20 protein-coding genes are annotated in these 21,074 nt (G+C 64.0%); 13 read left to right on the top strand and 7 right to left on the bottom strand.

The features are described from left to right. Nucleotides 1–40 precede the first annotated feature (40 nt). A complete protein-coding gene (locus tag G559_RS0101050) occupies nt 41–1,045 on the top strand; it encodes a zinc-dependent alcohol dehydrogenase family protein (RefSeq protein ID WP_028626461.1) in 1,005 nt (334 codons plus the stop codon). 107 nt (nt 1,046–1,152) lie between these two features. On the opposite strand, the gene G559_RS0101055 is transcribed toward G559_RS0101050, so the two are convergent. Next, nucleotides 1,153–1,902 carry an SDR family NAD(P)-dependent oxidoreductase gene (locus tag G559_RS0101055; protein ID WP_028626462.1) on the bottom strand — a complete coding sequence of 250 codons (750 nt, stop codon included), beginning with the start codon at nt 1,900–1,902 and terminating at the stop codon, nt 1,153–1,155. Between the two features lie 109 nt (nt 1,903–2,011). Here G559_RS0101055 and G559_RS0101060 point away from each other — a divergent pair, with 109 nt between their 5' ends. The 5 genes from G559_RS0101060 to G559_RS0101080 all read left to right on the top strand — a co-directional run bounded on the left by G559_RS0101060 (nt 2,012) and on the right by G559_RS0101080 (nt 5,946). Next, entirely contained in the window at nt 2,012–2,944 is a 933-nt protein-coding gene (locus G559_RS0101060; RefSeq protein WP_028626463.1) for a LysR family transcriptional regulator, read from the top strand. A gap of 42 nt (nt 2,945–2,986) precedes the next feature. Next, nucleotides 2,987–3,772, top strand: coding sequence for a histidinol-phosphatase (gene hisN, locus G559_RS0101065; protein ID WP_028626464.1), 786 nt, complete (start codon nt 2,987–2,989; stop codon nt 3,770–3,772). A 305-nt stretch (nt 3,773–4,077) separates the two neighbouring features. After that, nucleotides 4,078–4,287 carry a cold-shock protein gene (locus G559_RS0101070; protein ID WP_028626465.1) on the top strand — a complete coding sequence of 70 codons (210 nt, stop codon included), beginning with the start codon at nt 4,078–4,080 and terminating at the stop codon, nt 4,285–4,287. 195 nt (nt 4,288–4,482) lie between these two features. Then, nucleotides 4,483–5,154, top strand: a complete 672-nt coding sequence (locus tag G559_RS0101075; protein ID WP_028626466.1) for a class I SAM-dependent methyltransferase — start codon at nt 4,483–4,485, stop codon at nt 5,152–5,154. A gap of 180 nt (nt 5,155–5,334) precedes the next feature. Beyond that, complete coding sequence (locus tag G559_RS0101080) at nt 5,335–5,946, top strand: cysteine hydrolase family protein (protein ID WP_028626467.1); 612 nt, start codon at nt 5,335–5,337, stop codon at nt 5,944–5,946. 170 nt (nt 5,947–6,116) lie between these two features. Here G559_RS0101080 and G559_RS0101085 read toward each other — a convergent pair whose 3' ends face one another. Further along, a complete protein-coding gene (locus G559_RS0101085) occupies nt 6,117–10,244 on the bottom strand; it encodes a sulfite reductase subunit alpha (RefSeq protein WP_028626468.1) in 4,128 nt (1,375 codons plus the stop codon). A 745-nt stretch (nt 10,245–10,989) separates the two neighbouring features. On the opposite strand from G559_RS0101085, the gene nirB reads away from it, so the two are divergent. Both nirB and nirD read left to right on the top strand, forming a co-directional pair. Further along, complete coding sequence (nirB, locus tag G559_RS0101090) at nt 10,990–13,551, top strand: nitrite reductase large subunit NirB (protein WP_028626469.1); 2,562 nt, start codon at nt 10,990–10,992, stop codon at nt 13,549–13,551. Further along, complete coding sequence (gene nirD, locus G559_RS0101095; protein WP_028626470.1) at nt 13,551–13,922, top strand: nitrite reductase small subunit NirD; 372 nt, start codon at nt 13,551–13,553, stop codon at nt 13,920–13,922. The genes nirB and nirD overlap by 1 nt, the downstream gene beginning before the upstream one ends. Before the next feature lie 32 nt (nt 13,923–13,954). Here nirD and G559_RS0101100 read toward each other — a convergent pair whose 3' ends face one another. Both G559_RS0101100 and G559_RS0101105 read right to left on the bottom strand, forming a co-directional pair. Then, nucleotides 13,955–14,227, bottom strand: coding sequence for a hypothetical protein (locus G559_RS0101100; RefSeq protein ID WP_028626471.1), 273 nt, complete (start codon nt 14,225–14,227; stop codon nt 13,955–13,957). A 165-nt stretch (nt 14,228–14,392) separates the two neighbouring features. Beyond that, complete coding sequence (locus G559_RS0101105; RefSeq protein ID WP_028626472.1) at nt 14,393–15,052, bottom strand: gamma-glutamylcyclotransferase; 660 nt, start codon at nt 15,050–15,052, stop codon at nt 14,393–14,395. A 461-nt stretch (nt 15,053–15,513) separates the two neighbouring features. Between G559_RS0101105 and G559_RS0101110 the strand changes: the two genes are divergently transcribed. From G559_RS0101110 to G559_RS0101120, 3 genes are all read left to right on the top strand, one after another. Next, a complete protein-coding gene (locus G559_RS0101110; protein WP_036996703.1) occupies nt 15,514–16,170 on the top strand; it encodes a DUF3313 domain-containing protein in 657 nt (218 codons plus the stop codon). 170 nt (nt 16,171–16,340) lie between these two features. Beyond that, on the top strand, nt 16,341–16,694 hold the full coding sequence (locus tag G559_RS28335) for a DUF3302 domain-containing protein (protein ID WP_036996705.1): 354 nt from the start codon (nt 16,341–16,343) through the stop codon (nt 16,692–16,694). A 1-nt stretch (nt 16,695) separates the two neighbouring features. Continuing rightward, nucleotides 16,696–17,655 carry an HlyD family secretion protein gene (locus G559_RS0101120; RefSeq protein ID WP_028626474.1) on the top strand — a complete coding sequence of 320 codons (960 nt, stop codon included), beginning with the start codon at nt 16,696–16,698 and terminating at the stop codon, nt 17,653–17,655. Between the two features lie 302 nt (nt 17,656–17,957). Here G559_RS0101120 and G559_RS0101125 read toward each other — a convergent pair whose 3' ends face one another. Next, entirely contained in the window at nt 17,958–18,458 is a 501-nt protein-coding gene (locus G559_RS0101125) for a porin family protein (RefSeq protein WP_028626475.1), read from the bottom strand. A gap of 46 nt (nt 18,459–18,504) precedes the next feature. Next, nucleotides 18,505–19,344: a DUF3313 domain-containing protein gene (locus G559_RS0101130; protein WP_245586462.1), complete on the bottom strand. Its 840-nt coding sequence runs from the start codon at nt 19,342–19,344 to the stop codon at nt 18,505–18,507. A 141-nt stretch (nt 19,345–19,485) separates the two neighbouring features. Here G559_RS0101130 and G559_RS29515 point away from each other — a divergent pair, with 141 nt between their 5' ends. Beyond that, nucleotides 19,486–20,331: a winged helix-turn-helix domain-containing protein gene (locus tag G559_RS29515; protein ID WP_081667867.1), complete on the top strand. Its 846-nt coding sequence runs from the start codon at nt 19,486–19,488 to the stop codon at nt 20,329–20,331. Beyond that, the gene (locus G559_RS0101140; protein ID WP_028626477.1) at nt 20,328–20,801 is read left to right on the top strand and encodes a hypothetical protein; all 474 of its coding nucleotides are present in this window, start codon (nt 20,328–20,330) and stop codon (nt 20,799–20,801) included. Before G559_RS29515 ends, G559_RS0101140 begins: the two co-directional genes overlap by 4 nt. A gap of 30 nt (nt 20,802–20,831) precedes the next feature. On the opposite strand, the gene G559_RS0101145 is transcribed toward G559_RS0101140, so the two are convergent. Further along, nucleotides 20,832–21,011: a hypothetical protein gene (locus G559_RS0101145; protein WP_028626478.1), complete on the bottom strand. Its 180-nt coding sequence runs from the start codon at nt 21,009–21,011 to the stop codon at nt 20,832–20,834. Nucleotides 21,012–21,074 lie beyond the last annotated feature (63 nt).

The following is a 21,074-nucleotide window of genomic DNA, read 5'->3' on the forward strand; positions in this document are numbered from 1 at the left end:
GGCAAAGAATGGCCTCCACTGCAACCCGGAGGCCATAGCCATGATTGTCGAAACCCGTGACCGTGCACTGTTGCTCGAAACCGTCGATGCGCCTTTTAAACTCATCCATCCGATGCGCCCGCAACCCGGTCCGGGCCAGGTGCTGGTGCGTATCCACGCCAGCGGCGTCAACCCGCTGGATACCAAGATTCGCGCCGGCAAGGGCGGCCATGCCCGGCAAACGTTGCCCGCCGTGCTCGGGATGGACCTGGCTGGCGTGGTGGCGAGTGTGGGGGAGGGCGTCAGCAACTTCGCGCCGGGGGATGAGGTGTACGGCATGGCCGGAGGTATCGGCGGCAACCCGGGAACCCTGGCGGACTACCAGGCGCTGGATGCCGACCTGTTGGCGAAGAAGCCGGTCAACCTCGACATGCGCCAGGCCGCTGCATTACCGCTGGTGGCCATTACTGCCTGGGAGGGGATGGTGGACCGGGCAAGGGTCGGTGCCGGGCACAAGGTTCTGGTGCATGGCGGTGCCGGTGGCGTGGGCCATGTGGCGATCCAGATCGCCCGTGCTTTCGGGGCCGAGGTCTACGCGACCGGCTCGGCAGAGAACCTGGCGGTGATCGAAGGTTTCGGTGCCGTCGCCATCGACTACCGCAGTACCGCGGTGGAGGACTACGTGGCGCGTCACACTGACGGGAGAGGCTTCGACATCGTCTATGACACGGTAGGCGGAGCTACGCTGGATGCGTCGTTCCAAGCGGTACGCCACTACACCGGCCATGTGGTCAGCGCTCTGGGCTGGGGTGAGCACAAGCTGGCGCCGTTGTCGTTCCGGGGCGCCACCTATTCGGGGGTCTTCACCTTGTTACCGCTGCTCACCGGCGAGGGCCGCAAACATCACGGCGAGATTCTGGCGAAGGTGGCAAGGCTGGTCGAGGACGGCAAGCTGAAGGTTCGTCTGGACCTCCATCGCTTCAGCCTGGAGGAGGCCCTGGACGCGCACCGGCTGGTGGCCAGCGGTGACGCCCAGGGCAAAGTGGTGGTGGACCTCGTCGGCTGATTGTCAGCCGAAGCGCACCAGGTTGAGGGCTGGCAGGGGGCCGCCGGGGAACTGCACCAGGCTGCGCCGATGATTCCAATGCTTTTCATGCGTGTTCTCCGGATGGATCAGGCGGTGAAGCCGCCGTCGGCGATGATGTCGGCACCGGTGACGAAGGACGCGTCCGGTCCGGCGAGGAAGGCCACCACATGGGCGATCTCTTCCGGTTTGCCATAACGGCCGATGGCGATGCCGGGGCCGACGATCTGGCTCACGGGGCCGCCGTCCGGGTTCATGTCGGTGTCGGTGGGGCCGGGATGCACGGTATTCACTGTGATGCCGCGCGGTCCGAGGTCTCGTACCAGGCTGCGGTTGAAGCCGGCGATGGCACCTTTGGTCAGGGTATAGAGCGAGGCTGTGGGGAAGGCCGCGTAATGGGTCATGGAGGAGCCGATATGCACGATGCGCCCACCTGCCGACATATGGCGTACGGCTTCCTGGGTGGCCACGAACACGCCGGTGACATTCACCGCCAACATGCGCTCGTAGGTTTCGAAGGGGATTTCGTCGATGGGGCCGCCCAAGCCAAGGCCTGCGTTGTTCACCAGGATATCCAGGCTGCCGAGGGCGTCCACGGTTTCGGCGACGGCGGCGCGCACGGCGGCCGGATTGCCGGCGTCGGCCTGGATGGCAACGGCGCGGCCGCCGGTTGCCTGGATGGCACGCACGACTTCCGCGGCCTTGTCGGGCGAGGCGCTGTAGGTGATGGCGACGGCGGCACCGTCAGCGGCCAGGCGCTTGGCAATAGCGGCGCCGATGGAGCGGGAGCCGCCGGTAACGAGGGCGGTCTTGCCGGCGAGGGGGAGGGTGGTGGTCATGGCGGGTATCTCCGGGGGGTGGGTGTGAGTCCACTATCCCCTTCGGATTGATCCTTGATTAGCGGGTAATGCCTTGAATGATTTTCAAGCAATGATATAAGGTCGGCCGATGGAAACCCTCGCCAACCTGGAGTCCTTCGTGCGCAGCGCCGAGACCGGCAGCTTCTCCGCCGCCGCGCGTCGCCTCGCCCTGACGCCGGCCGCTGTCAGCCGCAACGTTGCCATGCTCGAGCGCAACCTCGGCGTGCGCCTGTTCCAGCGCTCCACCCGCAAGCTCACCCTGACCGAAGCCGGTGAACGCTTCCTCCAGGCCATCGGCGGAAACCTGGAGGCCCTGCAGTCGGCCATTGCAGCGGTGGGCAACGATCAGGGCGAGCCTTCCGGGATACTCAAGCTGAGCATGGCGCCGAGCTTCGGCATGACTCACATCCTGCCCTTGCTGCCGGCCTTCCGGGCCCGCTACCCCCAGGTGCGTCCGGAGTGGCACCTGGAAAACCGCCCGGTGGACCTGATTGCCGAAGGCTATGACCTGGCCATCGGCGGCGGTTTCGAACTGGCCCAGGGCGTGGTGGCGCGGCCATTGGCGCCGGCTCACATCATCGCAGTGGCGGCGCCGGCCTATCTGGCGGACCGCACCCTGCCCACCGATCCGGCCGGGCTGATCGACTTCGACGGCATCGTCATGCGCTCCTCCCGCACCGGCCGGATGCGCCACTGGAGCCTGCGTGACGCCGCCGGCAACGAAGTGGCCGCGCCACTGGCCGAGACCCTCATGCTCAACGACCCCGCGGCCATGCGCGAAGCGGCGCTGCTGGGCCTCGGCGTGGCCTTGCTGGCGGTACCCGACGTGCTGCCCTGGCTGGAGCGAGGCGAACTGGTGCGACTATTGCCCCAGTGGTACGCCGATGCCGGTACCATTGCTCTCTATTACCCCAGCCGCAGCCTGCTGCCGGCCAAGACCCGCGCCTTCATCGACTTTCTCACCGACCATTTCCAGCGCGAACGGCTGGACCGGCGCTTCGCCGGAAGCCTGGGCGCCTGACCTATGCTGGAAACCTGCTGATTCGCCCGAAACGGAGTCCCCATGAACGATCAAACCCTCCCTCCCGAGTACCTGGAGTTCGCTGAAGAGCTGGCTGATGCGGCGGCCCGGGTGACCCTGACCTACTTTCGCCTGCCTCTGGAGGTGGAGAACAAGGAGGCCGAGCGCTTCGACCCCGTGACCCTGGCCGACAAGGGCGCCGAGCGGGCCATGCGTGCGCTGATCGGCGAGCGCTATCCCGGCCATGGCGTGCTGGGCGAGGAGGAGGAGAACATCGCGGGCGAGGAACCCTGGACCTGGGTACTGGACCCGGTGGACGGTACCCGCTCCTTTATCAGTGGCATTCCGCTCTGGGGCACCCTGATCGCCCTCAATGACGGCACCCGCCCGGCGCTGGGCATGATGGACCAGCCCTTTACCCGTGAGCGCTTCGTCGGCGACGGCAGCAGCGCCTCGCTCAACGGCCGCCCGATCCAGACCCGTGCCTGCAGCCGGTTGGCCGATGCGACCCTGATGGTCACCAGCCCCGAGCATTTCCAGCAGCCGCCCTACAGCGACCTGTTCAAGCAGCTCTCGAACGACGTGCGGCTGGTGCGCTACAGCGGCGATTGCTACGCCTACTGCATGCTTGCCCTGGGGCTGGTGGACGTCGTGCTTGATCCGGGTCTCAAGCCCTACGACATCCAGGCGCTGATACCGATCATCGAGGGCGCGGGCGGTGTGGTGACCCGTTGGGATGGTGGCGACGCACAGCACGGCGGCGATGTCATCGCCTGCGGCGACCCGCGCCTGCACGCCCAGATCCTGGAACTGATGCGGTTGGCGTGATGAATGAACCGCGGCGGGGGCTGGTGGCTTTCTGGCATCCCGCCTGCGGAAATTTCTGCATTCGGCGCCTAAGCGCATGAATGCCAAGCGTATTCACCGGCGCAATTAATGTGCCTGAAAATAAACCTGTACATCCTGATCGAACCGCGTATAGTCGCGTCCACTGCTCTGCGATTGTCTCTGCGATACTTGGTTCGATGTTCTGATTGAAGTTATTTCATCTCCTCGATTCGTTACAGCTTTAGCACTTCAGTAATTTCCTGAGTTTTTATCAGGGTTATTTATTTTTATCTTGGAGTTATGAAATGTCCAATCGTCAATCCGGCACCGTCAAGTGGTTCAACGATGAAAAAGGCTTCGGCTTCATCACCCCCGCAGAAGGCGCTGATCTGTTCGTTCACTACCGTTCGATCGAAAGCACTGGCTTCAAGAGCCTGAGCGAAGGCCAGCAAGTGACTTTCGAAGTCGTACGTGGCCAGAAAGGCCTGCAAGCGGATAAAGTTCAGGTAGTCTGATACTTTACCGCCTCGAAAAGCCCCGTTCTACGGGGCTTTTCTATTTCTGCTCCAAAAAATTCCAATAGTTTCGCTGGCTTGTGAATTGGCAGCAGGAACTTACTTCGCTTTGCCTCCATGTACTGTCGATAGTTACCAATTAACTATCCAGTGCTGCGCATCTGGCGGCAACACTCACTGAATAGGGAGTTCCGCATGCCAGGCTATGAGGTCAGGTATCAAGATATATCCGTGGGCGATATGGACTTTCATATCCGCTCGTTGCTTGATCACCAGCAATATCACGATCCTGGAATGGTGGCAGAGAACCTGGGCATATCGCCCGAAAGCTGGCCGCTGTTTGGCCAGGTCTGGCCATCCGGGCAGGTCCTTGCGCTGGCGATGCTCACGATGGACCTGGAAGGCAAACGCATCCTCGAAGTGGGGGCCGGCCTGGCTCTGGCCAGCCTTGTGGTACATCGCCGGGGTGGCGATATCACCGCCAGCGACTATCACCCGCTGATCCCCGATTTCCTGAAAGAAAATTTGCGCCTGAACGATCTCGGCCCCCTCAAGTACCAGGCGGCGGACTGGTCCGACCTCGAAGATGGGTTGGGCGTGTTCGACATGATCATCGGTAGTGACCTCATCTATGAGCGTGGCCAGCCGGCGCTGCTCGCAGATTTCATCGACCGGCACTCGGCCGATACGGTGGACGTCTACATCGTCGACCCCAATCGCTCGAACCGGTCCAGCTTCTGTCGGGAAATGGTCGAGCTCGACTATGTGTCGAGCACCAGCAAAATGAACTGCCTTCTGGGCAATGGCGAAGCCTTCAAGGGGTCGCTTCTGCATTTCCAGCGCGACGACTCCCGATTCAATCTGTGAAGGCTCTGCAGGACCCGAACTGAATTCGAGATTCTGCTTCTCGCTGACTCTCTATCCGTCTTCTGGCCAGATCTCTCCCATGAGATCGACCAAAAGTGCCGCATTCTCTGTGCACGCAGAGCGATTTGGTCAGGGGCTATCTACACTGGCTCAGGTTACTGATTGTGCCGAGGCAGCGTCATGACCTACCCACGCGAGAGCAGCGGCCTGCTGCTGGTGGACCCGTATAACGATTTCCTGAGTGAAGGCGGCAAGCTCAATGGCCTGGCCAAACCGGTCGCCGACGCCGTGGGCACGCTGGATAACCTGCGCCGGGTGCTGGCAGCAGCGCGCAAGGCAGGGATTCAGGTTTTCTATGTGCCACACCATCGCGCGCGGCCGAACGACTTCAAGACCTGGAAGCACCCCAGCCCCTACCAATTGGGTGCCAGCCGCGCCCAGGTGTTCGCTGCGGGCAGTTGGGGTGGGGAATGGCACCCTGATTTCCAGCCGATGGAGCAGGACGTGATGATCCAGGAGCACTGGGGCGGTAGTGGTTTCGCCAATACCGACCTGGACTACCAGCTCAAGCAGCACGGCGTGCAGCAGGTGATCCTGATCGGGATGCTCGCCAATACCTGCATCGAATCCACCGGGCGTTTCGCCGCAGAGTTGGGTTACCACGTGACGCTGGTGACCGATGCCACGGCGGCTTTCTCGCCTGAGGCCATGCACGCGGCCCATGAGCTGAACGGGCCGACTTATGCCCATGCGATCCTCACCACTGAGGAAGTGCTGGGCGCGCTCCTGTAAGGGCGAGTTCATTCGCTATGTCTGCGTTTTGCGAGAGATTGACCATCGGGCCAAGAGCCTTGTAGGAGCTGGCTTGCCAGCGAAACGCCGCCATTCGCCGGCAAGCCAGCTCCTACGGGCAATGCAGCTGCCTACAAGACGTACTGCAGACATAGCCAATTCATTCGTCCTCAATACACATCCCTCACATAGCGCTTCTCCCGCGCCATGTTGCTGACATAGGTCTCGGCATCCGCTGCGCTGAGGCCACCATGCTCGCGCACCACCGCCTTGAGTGCGGCGTCCACATCCTTGGCCATGCGGCTGGCGTCGCCACAGACGTAGAAGTGTGCGCCGTCCTCCAGCCAGCGCCAGAGCTCGGCACCCTGTTCGAGCATGCGTTGCTGTACATACACCTTTTCCGCCTGGTCGCGGGAGAAGGCGGTATCCAGGCGATGCAGGTGGCCGCTGGCCTGCCAGGCATGCAGTTCGTCGCGGTAGTAGAAGTCGGTCGCTTCCCGCTGTTCGCCGAAGAACAGCCAGTTGCGGCCCTTGGCACCGAGGGCCTCACGTTCCTGCAGGAAGGCGCGGAACGGGGCGATACCGGTGCCGGGGCCGACCATGATCATCGGCCGCTCCGGATCGGCCGGTACGCGGAAGTGGGCCGCCTTCTGGATGAAGATCGACACCTCGCCCCGGCCGGCACGGTCGGCGAGGAACGCCGAGCAGACGCCGGCACGGCTTTGGCCCTCGCATTGATAACGGACGGTGGACACGGTCAGGTGCACCTCGTCCGGGGTCGCCAGGGGACTGGAGGCAATGGAATAGAGGCGAGGTTGAAGGCGCTTCAACCGGCCCAGCAGCTCGTCCGCGTTGATCTGGATGGGGCAGGTGCGCAGCAGGTCGGCCAACTGTTTGCCCCAGAGCCAATCCTCCAGCTCGGCCTTGTTCGCCGGTTCCAGCAGGCGTGCCAGCGCCGCGCTGCCAGAGCGTTCGGCAATGAAGCGCAGCAGATCAGGGGTGACCTTGGCGATCTCGAAATGTCGGCCCAGTGCCTTTGCCAGCGGCAGGACACCCAGGTCTTTCACCTCGACCAACTGATCGCCGTCCAGATCCAGTGCGCTGAGGACCTCGTTCACCAGCGACGGACAGTTGCTCGGCCACACGCCCAATGCATCGCCGGCCCGGTAGTCGAGGCCGCTGCCCTTGAGGTCGAGGACGACCTGCCGGGTCTCCTTGCTGGAACCCGGCGCATTCAGCACGGGGTTGCGTAGCAGCCGGCTGGCCAGAGGGCGCTGACGGCTGTACAGCGGTGGCGCTGCGTCCTCGGCGGGCGCACCAGCGGTTTCCAGCACCGGCAGCGGAACCGTTGCACCGGCCAGGGCACCGCGGACGGCGGCCAGCCAGGCGCGCGCCGGTTCTTCGTACTCCGGCTCGCAGTCCACGCGTGGCACCAGGCGGCGCGCACCGAGGGCTTCCAGGCGGGCATCGAGCTTGCGGCCGAAACCGCAGAACTGGTCGTAGTTGGAATCGCCCATGGCCAGCACGGCGAAGTCCAGGCCGCTGAGGGAGGGGGCGCTGTCCGCGTTCAGCGCGCTCCAGAGCGACGCACCGTTGTCAGACGGATCGCCGTCGCCGAAGGTGCTGGCAATCAGCAGGGCGGTGTCGGCGCTGGCCAGCTCGGCGGGCTGGATGGCGTCCATGCAGTGCACCTTTACCGCATGGCCCTCGCGTTTCAGTGCGTCGGCACAGGCGGTGGCGAAGCTTTCCGCATTGCCGGTCTGCGAGCACCAGAGCACCAGCAGTGAATTCCCCGCCGACGGCGTTGGGCCCGTGACGGCCGTAGGCGCTTCCCAGCTGCGGGAGAACAGCCCTGCGAGCACGCCGTCCAGCAGCAGGCGGGTTTCCGGGGCCAGCGGTGCGCTGGCCGGCAGGGTGGGCACGCCACCTTGCTTGCGGCTTTCCTCGCTGCGCAGGCCGAGCAGGTAACCCTGCAGGTAGCGTTGCTCGGTGGGCGCCAGGCTGAGATCGGCGCTGGCGTCTAGGTTCAGCAGACGGGCGAAGGCATTGATCGGCATGTCGGCGAGTTCCTCCGGAAAACCGGCAGCGGCGCTGGCCGCGACCGGCTCGACTTCTACCAAGGGGATGAGCGGGGGGCTGGCCGGGGCGACCGGCGCCAGGGCGACGGCGCTGTATTTGAACTCCGGCTGCAGCGAAATGGGGTCGATGGCATCACTGGTCACGGCGTTGATTGCCAGGTCTTCGCCATAGCGGTCGTTCCAGTGGAAGGGCGCGAAGCAGTTGCCCGGTTGCACGCGGTCGGTGACCACGGCCGGCAGCACGGCGCGGCCACGGCGCGAGCGCACTTCTACCTGGCTTTTGTCGGCGATACCGAGGCGGCTGGCGTCACTCGGGTGGATTTCCAGGAAGGTGCCGGGGTTGAGCTTGTTCAGGGTGGTCACCTGGCCGGTCTTGGTCAGGGTGTGCCACTGGTGCTGCACGCGGCCGGTGTTGAGCACCAGGGGGAAGGCGTCGTCAGGCAGTTCCGCCGGGTCCATGTGCGGCCGGGCGAAGAACCTGCCCTTGCCGTTGTCGGTGGCGAAGGCGATGGCCGGGCGTGTGCCGTCGGCACCGATCTTCACTGCCTGGCTCACCCCGTCGTTGAAGTAACGGATCGGGTTGCGCGCGTTGGCCTTCGAGCCGGGCGCGCAGGGCCATTGTTGCGGACCCTGGCGCAACAGCTCGTAGCTGGCGCCGCGGATGTCGTAGCCGGTCTTGGGGTTCCAGGCGAGTTTGATTTCTTCGAACACCTCGGCGGCGGACGCATAGTCGAAGGCCTCGGCGAACCCCATCGCGCAGGCGACGCGGGCGATGATCTGCCAGTCCGGCAGGCTGTCGCCGGGCGCGTCCACGGCCTTCTGGGTGAGGGTCAGGTTGCGCTCGGAGTTGATCATCACGCCTTCGGCCTCGGCCCAGAGTGCGCCGGGCAGGAGGATGTCGGCGTAGCGGTTGGTCTCGGTGTCGAGGAAGGCGTCCTGGGTGATCACCAGTTCGGCATTCTGCAGCCCCTCGATCGCCTGGCGGCGGTTGGGCACGGTGGCGACCGGGTTGGTGCAGATGATCCAGCAGGCTTTGATATCGCCAGCGCGCATGGCCTCGAACATGGCCACGGTGCCGTTGCCGCCGTCCTGGCGCAGGTGGCCGCGCGGCAGTTGCCACAGGTCTTCGATGAACTGGCGGTCGGCCTCCACCAGCAGCGAACGCTGGCCAGGCAGGCCGGGGCCCATGTAGCCCATCTCGCGACCGCCCATGGCGTTGGGCTGGCCGGTAAGGGAGAAGGGGCCGCTACCGGGTCGGCAGATGGCGCCGGTGGCCAGGTGCAGGTTGCACAGGGCGTTGGTGTTCCAGGTGCCGTGGGTGCTCTGGTTGAGGCCCATGGTCCAGCAGCTCATCCACTCTTTGGATTCGCCGATCCATTGGGCGGCTTTGCGGATGTCGGCTTCAGGCAGGCCGGTGATGGCGGCGACACGCTCCGGTGCGTAGTCCTCGAGGAAGGCCGGCATGGCCTCCCAGCCCTGGGTGTGGGCGGCGATGAAGGCCGGGTCGGTGTGGCCGTTCTTGTGCAACAGATGGAGCAGGCCGTTGAGCAAGGCGAGGTCGGTGCCGGGCTTGATCGGCAGGTAGAGGCTGGCTTTGTCGGCGGTGGCGGTGCGCCGCGGGTCGACCACGATCAGCTTCGCCCCGGCCTTGACCCGGTCCATCATGCGCAGGAACAGGATCGGGTGGCAGTCGGCCATGTTGGCGCCGGTCACCAGGAACAGGTCGGCCGTGTCGAAGTCCCGGTAGGAGCCGGGCGGGCCGTCCGAGCCGAGGGAGAGCTTGTAGCCGCTGCCGGCACTGGCCATGCACAGCCGCGAATTGGATTCGACGTGACGGGTGCGGATGAACCCCTTTGCCAGCTTGTTGGCCAGGTACTGCGCCTCCAGGGACATCTGCCCGGATACATAGAAGGAAATGGCGTCAGGACCGTGAGTCTCGAGCAGCGCGCGCAGACGGCTGGCGGTGTCCTGGATCGCCTCGTCGATGCCGGTGCGCACCGGGTCGCGACTGCGCTCGTGGCGCAGGTAGGCGTGCTCCATGCGGCCGGAGTCGGTGAGCGGTTGGGCGCAGGTATTGCCCTTGGTGCAGAGGCGGCCAAAGTTGCTTGGGTGGTTCTTGTCGCCCGTCACCTTGACCACGCGGTTGTTCGCGACCTCCATGACGATGCCGCAGCCGACGCCGCAATAGGGACACACGCTTCGCACTGTCTTGTTCGCCATATCCGTACCTTGCGCGGAAACGAAAAAGCGCCATGCCACCCACCGTCGAAACGGGGGAGACACGGCGCCTTTGTCGTGGGGTAGGGCAATCGGCATTGATTGCCTTGGCGGGGCTATCGCAAGGCACATGCCAAGTCCGCTGCAATCCTCGCCAAGGCTTTGCGTGGCGGCCCCTGCAGGCATTTATCAGGTGGAGTTCGAGTGGTGTTGGCTGGCTTCAGGATGGGGCGTGATGCGTGTTGTCGCACCGTTTTGGTTCCTTGGCGGGCGCTTGTCACGAGCGTCGCTGCAGCCGGGAATGGCGGCTGCACGAATCGCTGCAGGGCGCGCCATTACTGGTGCTGGACCTGACTCTGGAGGCGTTGGGAAGCGCCCTTTTGACAATCTGGCACAGCCACTGCATAGGCAGGACCAGGCCCACCACGAACAGTGCGGTGGGTGGCCCGGCAGATCAATGGCGATCGCTTCCCGGGCCAAAGCCTGTTCACGATCTCGCGAGCTAGAGAAGAACAAGGCGGGAATGGCTGAGGACGCGGAGTTTACGAGTTGTAAATGAGCAGTCCGAAGCCATTTTCAACGCGGTTGTTCCGACGCGCAGCAGATTGTGGATAGGTTTGACAGGTGCGCCAGGCAGTGTGGCTCGGCGGCACCCATGAACGAACAGGCAAAGGCGCCTGGGACGATAAGTCCCAGGCGCTTTTTTTTGCCCCCGAAAAACGTGATTGGCTTGGGCCGGGTGCTACCTATGAACTCCAACGTCGCTTCCACTCCTGATGTGCAAACGCTGATCGTCATCGGCAATGGCATGGTCGGCCATCATTGCGTCGAGCAACTGATCGAACGCGGCGCGCTGGACCGCTATCGCATCGAGGTCTTCAGTGAGGAACCGCTGCGCGCCTATGACCGCGTTCACCTGTCCGAATACTTCGGTGGCCGTGATGCCGAGTCCCTGGCCCTGGGCGAGGCCAGCCTCTACCGCACTCCGGGCGTGACGCTGCACCTGGGTGTGCCGGTACTGGAGATCGACCGAGAGCGTCGCGAGGTGATCACCGCCAACGGCTGCGTGGCCTTCGACAAGCTGGTGCTGGCTACCGGTTCCTATCCCTTCGTGCCGCCCATCGAGGGTGCCGAGGGTAACTCGCGGCTGGTCTATCGCACCCTGGCGGACCTCGACACCATTCGTGATGCGGCGGCCAATGCACGCCGTGGCGTGGTGGTGGGCGGCGGCCTGCTGGGCCTGGAAGCGGCCAATGCGCTGAAGTCCCTCGGCCTCGACGCCCATGTGGTGGAGTTCGCCCCGCGCCTGATGCCGGTGCAGCTGGACGACCAGGGCGGCCAGGCGCTCAAGGCGCGCATCGAGGCGTTGGGCGTGGGCGTGCACCTGTCCAAGGCCACCCAATCCATCAGTGCCGGCGCGGAGTACCGCTACCGGATGAACTTCGCCGGTGAGGATTTCCTCGAAACCGACCTGATCGTCTTCTCCGCCGGCATCCGCCCGCAGGACGCCCTGGCCCGCCAGAGCGGTCTGGAGCTGGGGGCGCGTGGCGGTGTGGCCATCGACGGTCAGTGCCTGACCTCGGACGCGAACATCTATGCCATCGGTGAGTGCGCGGCCTGGAACGGCAGCATCTTCGGCCTGGTCGCTCCCGGTTACCAGATGGCCCGCAGCGTCGCCGCGCAGCTCTGTGGCGAGGAGGCCGACCCCTTCATCGGCGCCGATATGTCCACCAAGCTGAAGCTGCTGGGCGTGGACGTGGGCTCCATCGGCGACGCCCACGGTGCATTGCCGGGGGCTCGCAGCTATCGCTTCATCGACGAAGCCACCTCCAGCTACCGCCGGCTGGTGGTTTCCGCTGATGGCAAGCAGGCCCTGGGGGCCGTGCTGGTGGGCGACAACAGCTACTACGACACCCTGCTGCAGTACGTGCAGAACGGCATCAAACTGCCGGCCGATCCGGCCAGCCTGATCCTGCCGGCGGGCGAGGGCGCCCCGGCCCTGGGCGCCGATGCGCTGCCGGCCACCGCCACCGTCTGTTCCTGCCACAACGTCAGCAAGGGGGCGATCTGCTCCGCCATCGACGGTGGCTGCACCGATGTCGCCGGGGTCAAGGCCTGCACCAAGGCGGCCACCGGCTGCGGCGGGTGCGCGGCGCTGCTCAAGCAGGTGGTGGAGCACGAACTGTCCGCCCGTGGCGTGGCGGTGGACAAGAGCCTCTGCGAACACTTCGCCTACACCCGCCAGGAGCTCTACGCCCTGGTGCGTGTGGAAGGCATCGAGACCTTCGAGGAAATGCTCGCCAAGCACGGTCGCGGCCATGTGGGCTGCGAGATCTGCAAGCCAGCCATCGGCTCCATCCTCGCCTCCTGCTGGAACCGTCCGATCCAGAACCCCTGGCTGGTGCCGCTGCAGGACACCAACGACACCTTCATGGCCAACATGCAGAAGAACGGCACCTACTCGGTGGTGCCGCGCATCCCCGGTGGCGAGATCACCCCGGAAGGCCTGATCGCGATTGGCGAGGTGGCGAAGAAGTACAACCTCTACACCAAGATCACCGGCGGCCAGCGTATCGACCTGTTCGGTGCCCAATTGCACGAGCTGCCGGACATCTGGGGCGAACTGATCGCCGCCGGTTTCGAGACCGGCCATGCCTATGGCAAGTCCACCCGTACCGTGAAGTCCTGCGTGGGCAGCACCTGGTGCCGCTACGGCGTGCAGGACAGCGTGAAAATGGCCCTGGACATCGAGAACCGCTACAAGGGCCTGCGCTCGCCGCACAAGCTCAAGTTCGCGGTCAGCGGCTGCACCCGCGAGTGCGCCGAAGCACAGAGCAAGGACGTGGGCGTGATTGCCACCGAGAAGGGCTGGAACCTCTACGTCTGCGGCAACGGCGGCATGCGCCCGCGCCACGCCGAGTTGTTCGCCACCGACCTCGATGACGAGACCCTGATCCGCTACATCGACCGCTTCCTGATGCTCTACATCCGCACCGCCGACAAGCTGCAGCGCACCTCCGTCTGGCGCGAGAGCCTGGAAGGCGGGCTGGATTACCTCAAGGCAGTGATCATCGACGACAGCCTGGGCCTGGGCGATGAGCTGGAAGCCCAGATGCAACTGGTGGTGGATCGCTACGAATGCGAGTGGGCCAACGCCATCAAGGACCCGGAGAAGCTCAAGCGCTTCCGCACCTTCGTCAACGACGGCCGTGGTGACCCGGATATCCATTTCGTCAACGAACGTGGGCAGATCCGTCCGGCGAAGGCGGCTGAGCTCACCCTGATTCCCGTAGCCGAGGAGGTGGTCTGATGGCCCAGCAGAGCGCACAACGCATCGACATATCGGAAAGCTGGCAGCGCGTTTGCTCGCGCCAGGACCTGGTGCCCAATTCGGGCGTGGTGGCCTGGTGGGAGGGTGCCCAGGTGGCGCTCTTCTACCTGCCCGAAGGGGAGGAAGGGCGCCAGCTCTTCGCGGTGGATAACCACGACCCGCTGGCCGGCGCCAATGTCATTGGCCGCGGCATCGTCGGTCACCTGGGCGGCGACCTGGTGATCGCCTCACCGCTTTACAAACAGCACTACCGCCTGGAAGACGGCACCTGCCTGGAGTATCCGGAACAGCAGCTGCGGGTCTGGCCCGTGCGCCTGGAGGGGGATGTTGTGGAAATCAGGGTGGAGTGAGTGCGCAACTGGCCCCGGAGCGGGGCCAGGGTTCAGGCCTTGCCGCAAGGCTGCCGATACGCGCGCGTATACATCAGGTGGGCATCCATCAGCAGCGCCTCCATGCCCGACAGCATGGCTTCGCGGCTCAGGTAGCCGGCACTGCCGGACGCCTGCTCAATTCGCAGGCGCTCGATGAGGCGGGTCACCTGCACCAATCGATAGTCGCCGAGGCGGCGGCAGGCCTCGGGGCTGGAGTCGGCGCGGACGTCCAGCACGTCGTCGGGGAATTCGTCGAGGGTGGGGAAACGGTGCGGAATCATCATGCGCTGGGTCGCTCGGGGCTGCAGTAGGCGGAGTAGGGGCGAAAAAGCTACCCAGTTGCCCTGTAGGGTTTCAAGGCATGAACCCTGTCCGATTTTTCGTGTTGGCAGGTAGGGATATTGTCGCGATGAGCCGCGAACGTACTGGGAAAGTGCACTCCAGAGCCGTCAGCTGAAACTCAGCGCGCCCTGCTTGCAGCAACGCACCAGGGCTTCTTCCAACTTGCGGTCAGGCATGGCGTGCGCGCGCAGGGTGTTCGCGGTCTTCTCCACGTAGTCGCGGGTGCTGCCGTAGTGGCCGCTGGCACTGTCGAACACCTGGCGCAGCACATGGTCCGGCAGCGCGCCGGCGTAGCAGGAAATATTGCGTCGCAGCACGAAGCCCAGGGCCTGCACCTTGGGCCCACGCTCCAGCTGGCAGCTCAGCCACTTCGGCTGGTACGCCGCATCGGGCATTTCCCGCTGCCACAAGGCGAAGAGATGCTCTTCCAGTTGCTCCTCCGGCAGGCGGTAGGCGAAGCCGGCGCAGGAGCCGCCACGGTCCAGACCCAGCACGAGGCCGGGGGTTTGCGGCGTGCCACGGTGGATCTGCGACCACAGATAGAGCCCACGATGGTAGCCATGCACGCGCGCGCGGCGTGTTTCCACCGTGGGGCATTCCGGACGCCAGATCAGCGAGCCATAGGCGAACAGCCAGACCGGTCCACCGCGATGGCGATTCATGGTGGTTTCGAGGGAGGCGAGTAATTCAGCGCGAGTCAGTTGCACCGGCTGTTCGAGCTGGGGCGGATAAAGCGTGAAAGGCGTTTCGGAATTGCTGCCTGTCATAGAAGTACTGCGGGTGCTGGTGATGTACGAACCCGTCCGGGATTCGCCTCTTCTTGTATCAGGTGTTGGGACGCTGGCGAACAGGCGGTCGTCGAATTCCGCAAAAAATTCCCGTTGGCGCAGCGGGTCATGAGCCGCTGATAAAGGAAAGGCATGATTTGGCGCCGGGTTATTGCGGATGGCGATAACCACCAGCGGCCGTAGGTTTGCCCCCGATGCGTGGCAACTGGCGGGGGCGCGCTGAACCGCCTGTGGGCCGGGTTCATTCCGTTCAGTCCAGGGGCTGAAGCTCGCGATATGACGACATCTTTTGTTGCAAGGAACGGCATCACACTGTCATGAAATGCTAAGAAGTTGTCATGAAATGCGAAGCCGTAGGGGGCGGCCGTCCCTAGTCTTTGCCGCCAGTCGGAAGGGGTGGAGAACCTGCACGGTTCGCCCCGACATTCATGGAGCCTTCTATGGTGAAACCGCTATTCGGATTTGCATTGGCTGGAATCGTCCTGCTTGGCAGTGGCTGTGCAAGCAACGTCACCCAGCCTGAGCAGTACTCGGGCTTCCTGGGGGATTACTCGCAGCTCGAGGAAGCGATGTCTGCCAGCGGCAAGCCGGTGCTGCGCTGGACGGCGCCGGATTTCGATCCGCAGCGCTATGGTTCGCTCCTGGTGGAGAAGCCGGTGTTCCATCCCGCCCAGGCACCCAGCGACAAGATGAGCCAGCAGACCCTGGACCAGATTGCCACCTACATGCGCCTCGCGCTGCAGCGCGAGCTGGTGGGCAAGTTGCGTCTGGTGGGGCAGCCCGAGGCGGACACCCTGGTGCTGCGCCCGGCCATCTCCGCGGTGGCGGTCTCGACCGAGCACCTGAAGGCCTACGAGGTCATCCCGATCGCCCTGCTGGCCGCTGCCGCGACCACGGCCGCGGGTACCCGTGACCAGGAAGTGACCCTCTATGCAGAGCTGGAGGCGGTGGACGCCGCCAGCGGCAAGCCCGTTGTCCGGATGGTGCGCAAGGGCCAGGGATTGAGCCTGGAGAACCGCAAGACGCCTCTGATACTGGACGACCTCAAGCCCGTGCTCGATGACTGGGCGCGAGACGCACGCCACTTCAGGCCCTGACAGGCCTCCCCCGATCAACCACCAGGCCGGAACCGGCGAACAGCCGGTTCGCCTTCGCGCGCGCTGAATCGAGCGCTACGGAGCGGCCTGGACGCGAATCCGCATTTTGTTCGACGCCGGGCATCACCCGGCCGGACGCGGATTTCCCCCCCTGCCAATCAGGTGATGACATGCTCAGTGATGGGTTTCTCGATTACTTCGCCCTAGGCGTGCTGTTCTTCGTTGTGATCGTGTTGTTCTACGGGATCATCGTGCTTCACGACATTCCCTACGGGATCGCCAAGCGGCGCAACCACCCGCACCAGGACGCTATCCATGCCGCCGGCTGGGTGAGCCTGTTCACCCTCCACGCACTGTGGCCCTTCCTGTGGATCTGGGCGATGTTGTACCGAACGGATCGTGGCTGGGGCTTTGGAGCCCCCAGGGCGGAGCTGGAGCAACAACTGGCCGAGATGCGCCAGCGCCTCGAACGGCTGGAGGGGGCGGGCGTCTCCCGTCCGGCCTCTGCAGTAGAGGAGGCCTGACATGGACCTGTTGCTGATCCTCACCTACACGGCCATCTGCGTCGCCATCTTCAAGATCTTCCGCATTCCGCTGAACAAGTGGTCGGTGCCCACAGCCGCCCTGGGCGGCGTGGTGCTGATCGGTGCGCTGATCTTCCTGATGAACTACAACCACCCGTACTCCGAAGTGGCGCGAAGCTATTTCGTGTCGACGCCGGTCATTCCGGCGGTCAACGGTCAGGTGGTGGAGGTGCCGGTAAAGACCAACCAGCCGCTGGAGAAGGGTGATGTGCTGTTCCGCATCGACCCGACGCCGTTCGAGAACCGGGTGAAATCCCTCAAGGCCCAGTTGGTATCGGCCCGCGCCGACCAGTCCCGCGCCCGGGAACTGGCCGCGCGCAATGTGGGCAACCGCCGCGACGTGGACCTCACCACCGCGCGGGTGGAAGACTTGCAGGCGCAACTGAACGTCGCCCTGTTCGAGCTGGACAACACCGTGGTGCGTGCCCCCGGCAAAGGTTTCGTCACCCATGTGTCGTTGCGTCCGGGGATGATGGCGACCAAGTTGCCGCTGCGTCCGTCCATGGTCTTCATCCCGGATGAAGGGCATTACTTCGCCGCCTGGATGCGGCAGAACAGCCAACTGCGCCTGAACCCGGGCGACGAGGCGGAAGTGGCCTTCGACGGCATTCCCGGTCGCGTATTCAAGGGCAAGGTCAAGGACGTGATCGCGGTGATCGGCGAAGGTCAGGTACAGCCCTCCGGCACCTTGCTCAGCTTCAGGGGCTCGCCGCCGCCAGGGCGGGTACCGGTGATCATCGAGATCACCGACCCCGACTACGCGCAGTACGCCACGCTGATGCCCGGTGGCTCCTACGGCCAGGCCGCGCTGTACAGCGAGCATTTCCACCATGTGGCGGTGATGCGCAAGATCCTCCTGCGCATGGCGTCCTGGATGAACTACATCTTCCCCTTCCATTGATCGGTACGTCCCCGCGCCCGGCTCTTGAGTCGGGCGCGGGTGCTTTGATCCTGCCGGGGGATGCCCCGGTGCAATCTGACGCGGAAGAATGCTGCGGAAACCAAGTCGGAGGCGCTTGTGTCATGCGCTTTGCTGCGAGGCGTGGGAGGCGGGAGATCGATGAGAAAGAGGGCGGCTCGCTGCCGGGGCAGGAGCCGCGAAGGGATCAGAAAGTGATGTCTGCGTAAGCTGCGTGGAATCCCTTGTAGGCGCTAGCGTGCTAGCGAATGCGGATTGGCAACAGCTAACGCAGACAGGGCCGATCAGAACAACAGGTAGGCGCTGGCGCTGGTCTGGTCCAGCTCGATGTCGCCGACCTTCAGCACTTCCTGCTCCAGGCGCACGCCGATATTGCGGAACAGGTCCAGTTCGACGCCGACGCCGTAGGTCAGATCCAGGTCGCTGCTGTCGCCGGTGGTGTCTTCTTCGGCATCCCAGGCATGGACGCCGGCACTGGCGAACAGGCGAAGGCGATCACCGATCGGCACGCCAAAGTGGGCCGCGGCCTGGAGCGAGTGGCCGTCGAAGTCGCCGCGGCTGCCTTCGAAACTGCCCAGGTCGACCCAGGCGCCTTCCACGGCCAGGTATGGGTTCAGGCGGTAGCCGACGTAGGCCTTGTAGCTGTTGTCATCGTCGCCGAGGGTGTTGTCGTCGATTTCTACGCGGGTCACACCTCCGCCCACATAGAGGCCTCGGTCATCGGCGAAGGCACCCAGGGAGGTCAGGGCAAGTAGGGTGGCTGCAAATTGCTTGCGGAACTTCATTTTTCTTCCTGCGGGGTTTGTTGAAAGTGAAAGGGACGAGGGGGGATCAGGCCGATCCCTTCGGCTGGAATTCCCTGTCCAGGCGCTCGCGAATCTGCCGCGCCGCAGCATCCATGGCGGGATAGATGTCCTCGACGACGGGCTTTTCGGATTGCTCGACGTTCCTGCCGCTGGCGCGGTCGACGGCTCGGACGAGGGTTTCGCCCGTGCGGCCATCGCTGACCTCGCTCTGGAAGAACACGTAGAGGGTTTCGTCGCGCACACCGGTGGCGTGCAGGGAGAGCCCGACCAGGAAGCCGATCGGGATGTACTCCATGACGCTCGGATCACGCGGTGTGCGCTTGAGATCGGTAATCGAGACGCGGAGCGACAGCGCTCCCGGGGTGGGGTTGTCCACCAGGCGGTAGCCGGCGCTGGAAAGTTGCCGTTCGAGTTGGTTGCGGAAGTGGAGAATCAGTTTGTTGGTATCCGCATCGGACTCGCTGAATGTCGAGTCGCTATTGGCGAGAGAAAGAGGAGTTGGCAAATCGATGAATATCGCCTTGTCGTGGTTACTTGATAGTGGTGCAGGGTATTTCTTCCAGGCGATGGTTTTTTCGTCCCGTTCGATGACCTGCAGCGGGATATTGGCTTGTTGTCCGGAAGATCCGGATGTGTCGATGCTGGGAGCCATCGAACAGCCGGACAAGAGTATCGAAAGTGAAAGGATGGAAAGTTCTTTGAGATGCATGGGGATTCCTGTTGAAGTCGCGTCGACCTGCCCATCCACGGCACTGGGAAGTGGCTGCCAGGAAAAGGCATCGATTGCGGCGGTCTGGCCTGCCCTCAGGCGTTCAGCCTTGAACTGCGGGGCGCGTAGCGCCTTGCCGCGCCCTCTCTGGCGCATCCGCACTCTGGGGCACGTGCGACGAAAACAAGAATCAAAAATCGTTATTTATGCCGTGAGGTGCACAGCGCAAAGTCGATGTGCGAGAGAATCCGCGTCCTCTCCCACGGGTAATGCAATCAATAAGCTCAGCAAATTTTCATGAAAAGCCAATTCAAGTTCTTACTGAAAAGTGGCGGCGAAGCAGTGTTCGATGCCGCAAATAATCAGTTGCATATAACCCCGAGTTCGGGCGAGCCGCGTGCGGTGACGCTCTCTTATTCGGAGTCGCGCCTATTGCAACTTCTGCTGGATAACCCGGGGGAAACCCGGAGTCGCAATGAAATAATGGAATACGCCTGGGACAATCGAGTCGTTGCGGCCGGAAGTCTGAACCAGGCGATATTCACCTTGCGCAATCTGATCGATGACGGCACCGATCATGAGTTGCTGCAGACGGTGCCGCGGCGCGGCTATCGGTTCAATGCACAGTACCTGATGGCCGAATCCACGCCGGCGCTGACGATACCCGTTGCTGATACTGCCGTCGGGAGTGCCGGAGCGGTGGACCCGCCTGCGCCCGATGCCGCGCCTGGCACGCGGGAACCTTGGCTGGCCGGACTGCTCCGCTCGCCGAAACTGCTGCTACCCGCCTATGCACTGATGGTTGGCCTGCTCGCCCTGGTGGCCTTGCAGCGCCTCGGCGTCTTCGATGGCGCGGCCTCGGACCAGGTGATCGAAGAGGTGGTGGCAGGGCCGCTGACCTACCACTTCATTGGCGACAGCGCCGAAGAGAACGCCCGAACCCGCGAGGCTTTCAAGGTGGCCGTGAACACCCGCGATGAGGGAATCGCCGGGCATATCTGGATCAATCGCTCGAACCGACTCTACGACCTCGGTTGCGTGCGTGCCGATGGCGCGACGGAGAACCTGATCTTTCTCGAGGACAACCCGGTGGCCAACCTGCAACTGGAGATGGTCCGGCGCTGCATGAGGGGCTGGCCATGATGCTGCGCCGCTACAAGCACGCCTTCATTCTCGGCGGCCTGGCTCTGCTGGCCATTGCCGGCCTGGTACTCGACCGCCCTGCCTATACCCGCGGCGTTTCCTACCACGGTGCCAGCGCCATCGTGCTCAACGACGGTACGCGGATCAGCCTGGAAGAGCGGCTCATCATGGGTGACGTGATGAGCTTCGCTGCCATGGAGCGGGTCGCCGGGGAGGTGAGCTACGCGTCCCTAGTGGCGGACGTCGTTCATTTCGGCCCCCGCAGCCTCGATGTCCGCCTGCAGAAGGCGCAGACCAGTCGCGCCAAGCCCATGGCGCGGATGAGCGAAATCCCCGATGTGCTGTTAGGTCGTCAGTACGGCCTGGCGATAGGGGCGACGCTGCGCCTGGAGTTCCTGCCGGTCGCCGATGACAAGGTGATTTGCTACTACGCGCGGGAGATCGACAACGTCCGTTGCCTGAACCGATGACGACCAGGCCGGCGGCCCTCTCCGCCGGCATCAGGCGGACTCCCGCAGGCGGATTTCGCTCCGTTGCGTGAGCCTTCCATCCAGCGTCCGGGTTTCCACGCTCAGGACGACCGTTGGCCGTTCTGTACGAATGACCTTGATGCGGGTGAGGGTGTCCGGCGTGCGCTGGATGACCAGGCTTTCCCCGACATTGCGACACAGAACCAGCATGATGAACGCTCCAGTGAAGTGGTCTCGCCGCCGATTCTCATCGCCACCCTACGCCTGATGCGA

This window comes from Metapseudomonas resinovorans DSM 21078, from assembly GCF_000423545.1.
GTDB lineage: Bacteria > Pseudomonadota > Gammaproteobacteria > Pseudomonadales > Pseudomonadaceae > Metapseudomonas > Metapseudomonas resinovorans.

Excerpts from the sequence above, each read along its gene's own strand:
- G559_RS0101050 (WP_028626461.1), top strand. The coding sequence starts at position 41 with ATGATTGTCGAAACCCGTGACCGTGCACTGTTGCTCGAAACCGTCGAT.
- G559_RS0101055 (WP_028626462.1), bottom strand. The coding sequence starts at position 1,902 with ATGACCACCACCCTCCCCCTCGCCGGCAAGACCGCCCTCGTTACCGGC.
- G559_RS0101060 (WP_028626463.1), top strand. The coding sequence starts at position 2,012 with ATGGAAACCCTCGCCAACCTGGAGTCCTTCGTGCGCAGCGCCGAGACC.
- hisN (WP_028626464.1), top strand. The coding sequence starts at position 2,987 with ATGAACGATCAAACCCTCCCTCCCGAGTACCTGGAGTTCGCTGAAGAG.
- G559_RS0101070 (WP_028626465.1), top strand. The coding sequence starts at position 4,078 with ATGTCCAATCGTCAATCCGGCACCGTCAAGTGGTTCAACGATGAAAAA.
- G559_RS0101075 (WP_028626466.1), top strand. The coding sequence starts at position 4,483 with ATGCCAGGCTATGAGGTCAGGTATCAAGATATATCCGTGGGCGATATG.
- G559_RS0101080 (WP_028626467.1), top strand. The coding sequence starts at position 5,335 with ATGACCTACCCACGCGAGAGCAGCGGCCTGCTGCTGGTGGACCCGTAT.
- G559_RS0101085 (WP_028626468.1), bottom strand. The coding sequence starts at position 10,244 with ATGGCGAACAAGACAGTGCGAAGCGTGTGTCCCTATTGCGGCGTCGGC.
- nirB (WP_028626469.1), top strand. The coding sequence starts at position 10,990 with ATGAACTCCAACGTCGCTTCCACTCCTGATGTGCAAACGCTGATCGTC.
- nirD (WP_028626470.1), top strand. The coding sequence starts at position 13,551 with ATGGCCCAGCAGAGCGCACAACGCATCGACATATCGGAAAGCTGGCAG.
- G559_RS0101100 (WP_028626471.1), bottom strand. The coding sequence starts at position 14,227 with ATGATGATTCCGCACCGTTTCCCCACCCTCGACGAATTCCCCGACGAC.
- G559_RS0101105 (WP_028626472.1), bottom strand. The coding sequence starts at position 15,052 with ATGACAGGCAGCAATTCCGAAACGCCTTTCACGCTTTATCCGCCCCAG.
- G559_RS0101110 (WP_036996703.1), top strand. The coding sequence starts at position 15,514 with ATGGTGAAACCGCTATTCGGATTTGCATTGGCTGGAATCGTCCTGCTT.
- G559_RS28335 (WP_036996705.1), top strand. The coding sequence starts at position 16,341 with ATGCTCAGTGATGGGTTTCTCGATTACTTCGCCCTAGGCGTGCTGTTC.
- G559_RS0101120 (WP_028626474.1), top strand. The coding sequence starts at position 16,696 with ATGGACCTGTTGCTGATCCTCACCTACACGGCCATCTGCGTCGCCATC.
- G559_RS0101125 (WP_028626475.1), bottom strand. The coding sequence starts at position 18,458 with ATGAAGTTCCGCAAGCAATTTGCAGCCACCCTACTTGCCCTGACCTCC.
- G559_RS0101130 (WP_245586462.1), bottom strand. The coding sequence starts at position 19,344 with ATGCGCCAGAGAGGGCGCGGCAAGGCGCTACGCGCCCCGCAGTTCAAG.
- G559_RS29515 (WP_081667867.1), top strand. The coding sequence starts at position 19,486 with ATGAAAAGCCAATTCAAGTTCTTACTGAAAAGTGGCGGCGAAGCAGTG.
- G559_RS0101140 (WP_028626477.1), top strand. The coding sequence starts at position 20,328 with ATGATGCTGCGCCGCTACAAGCACGCCTTCATTCTCGGCGGCCTGGCT.
- G559_RS0101145 (WP_028626478.1), bottom strand. The coding sequence starts at position 21,011 with ATGCTGGTTCTGTGTCGCAATGTCGGGGAAAGCCTGGTCATCCAGCGC.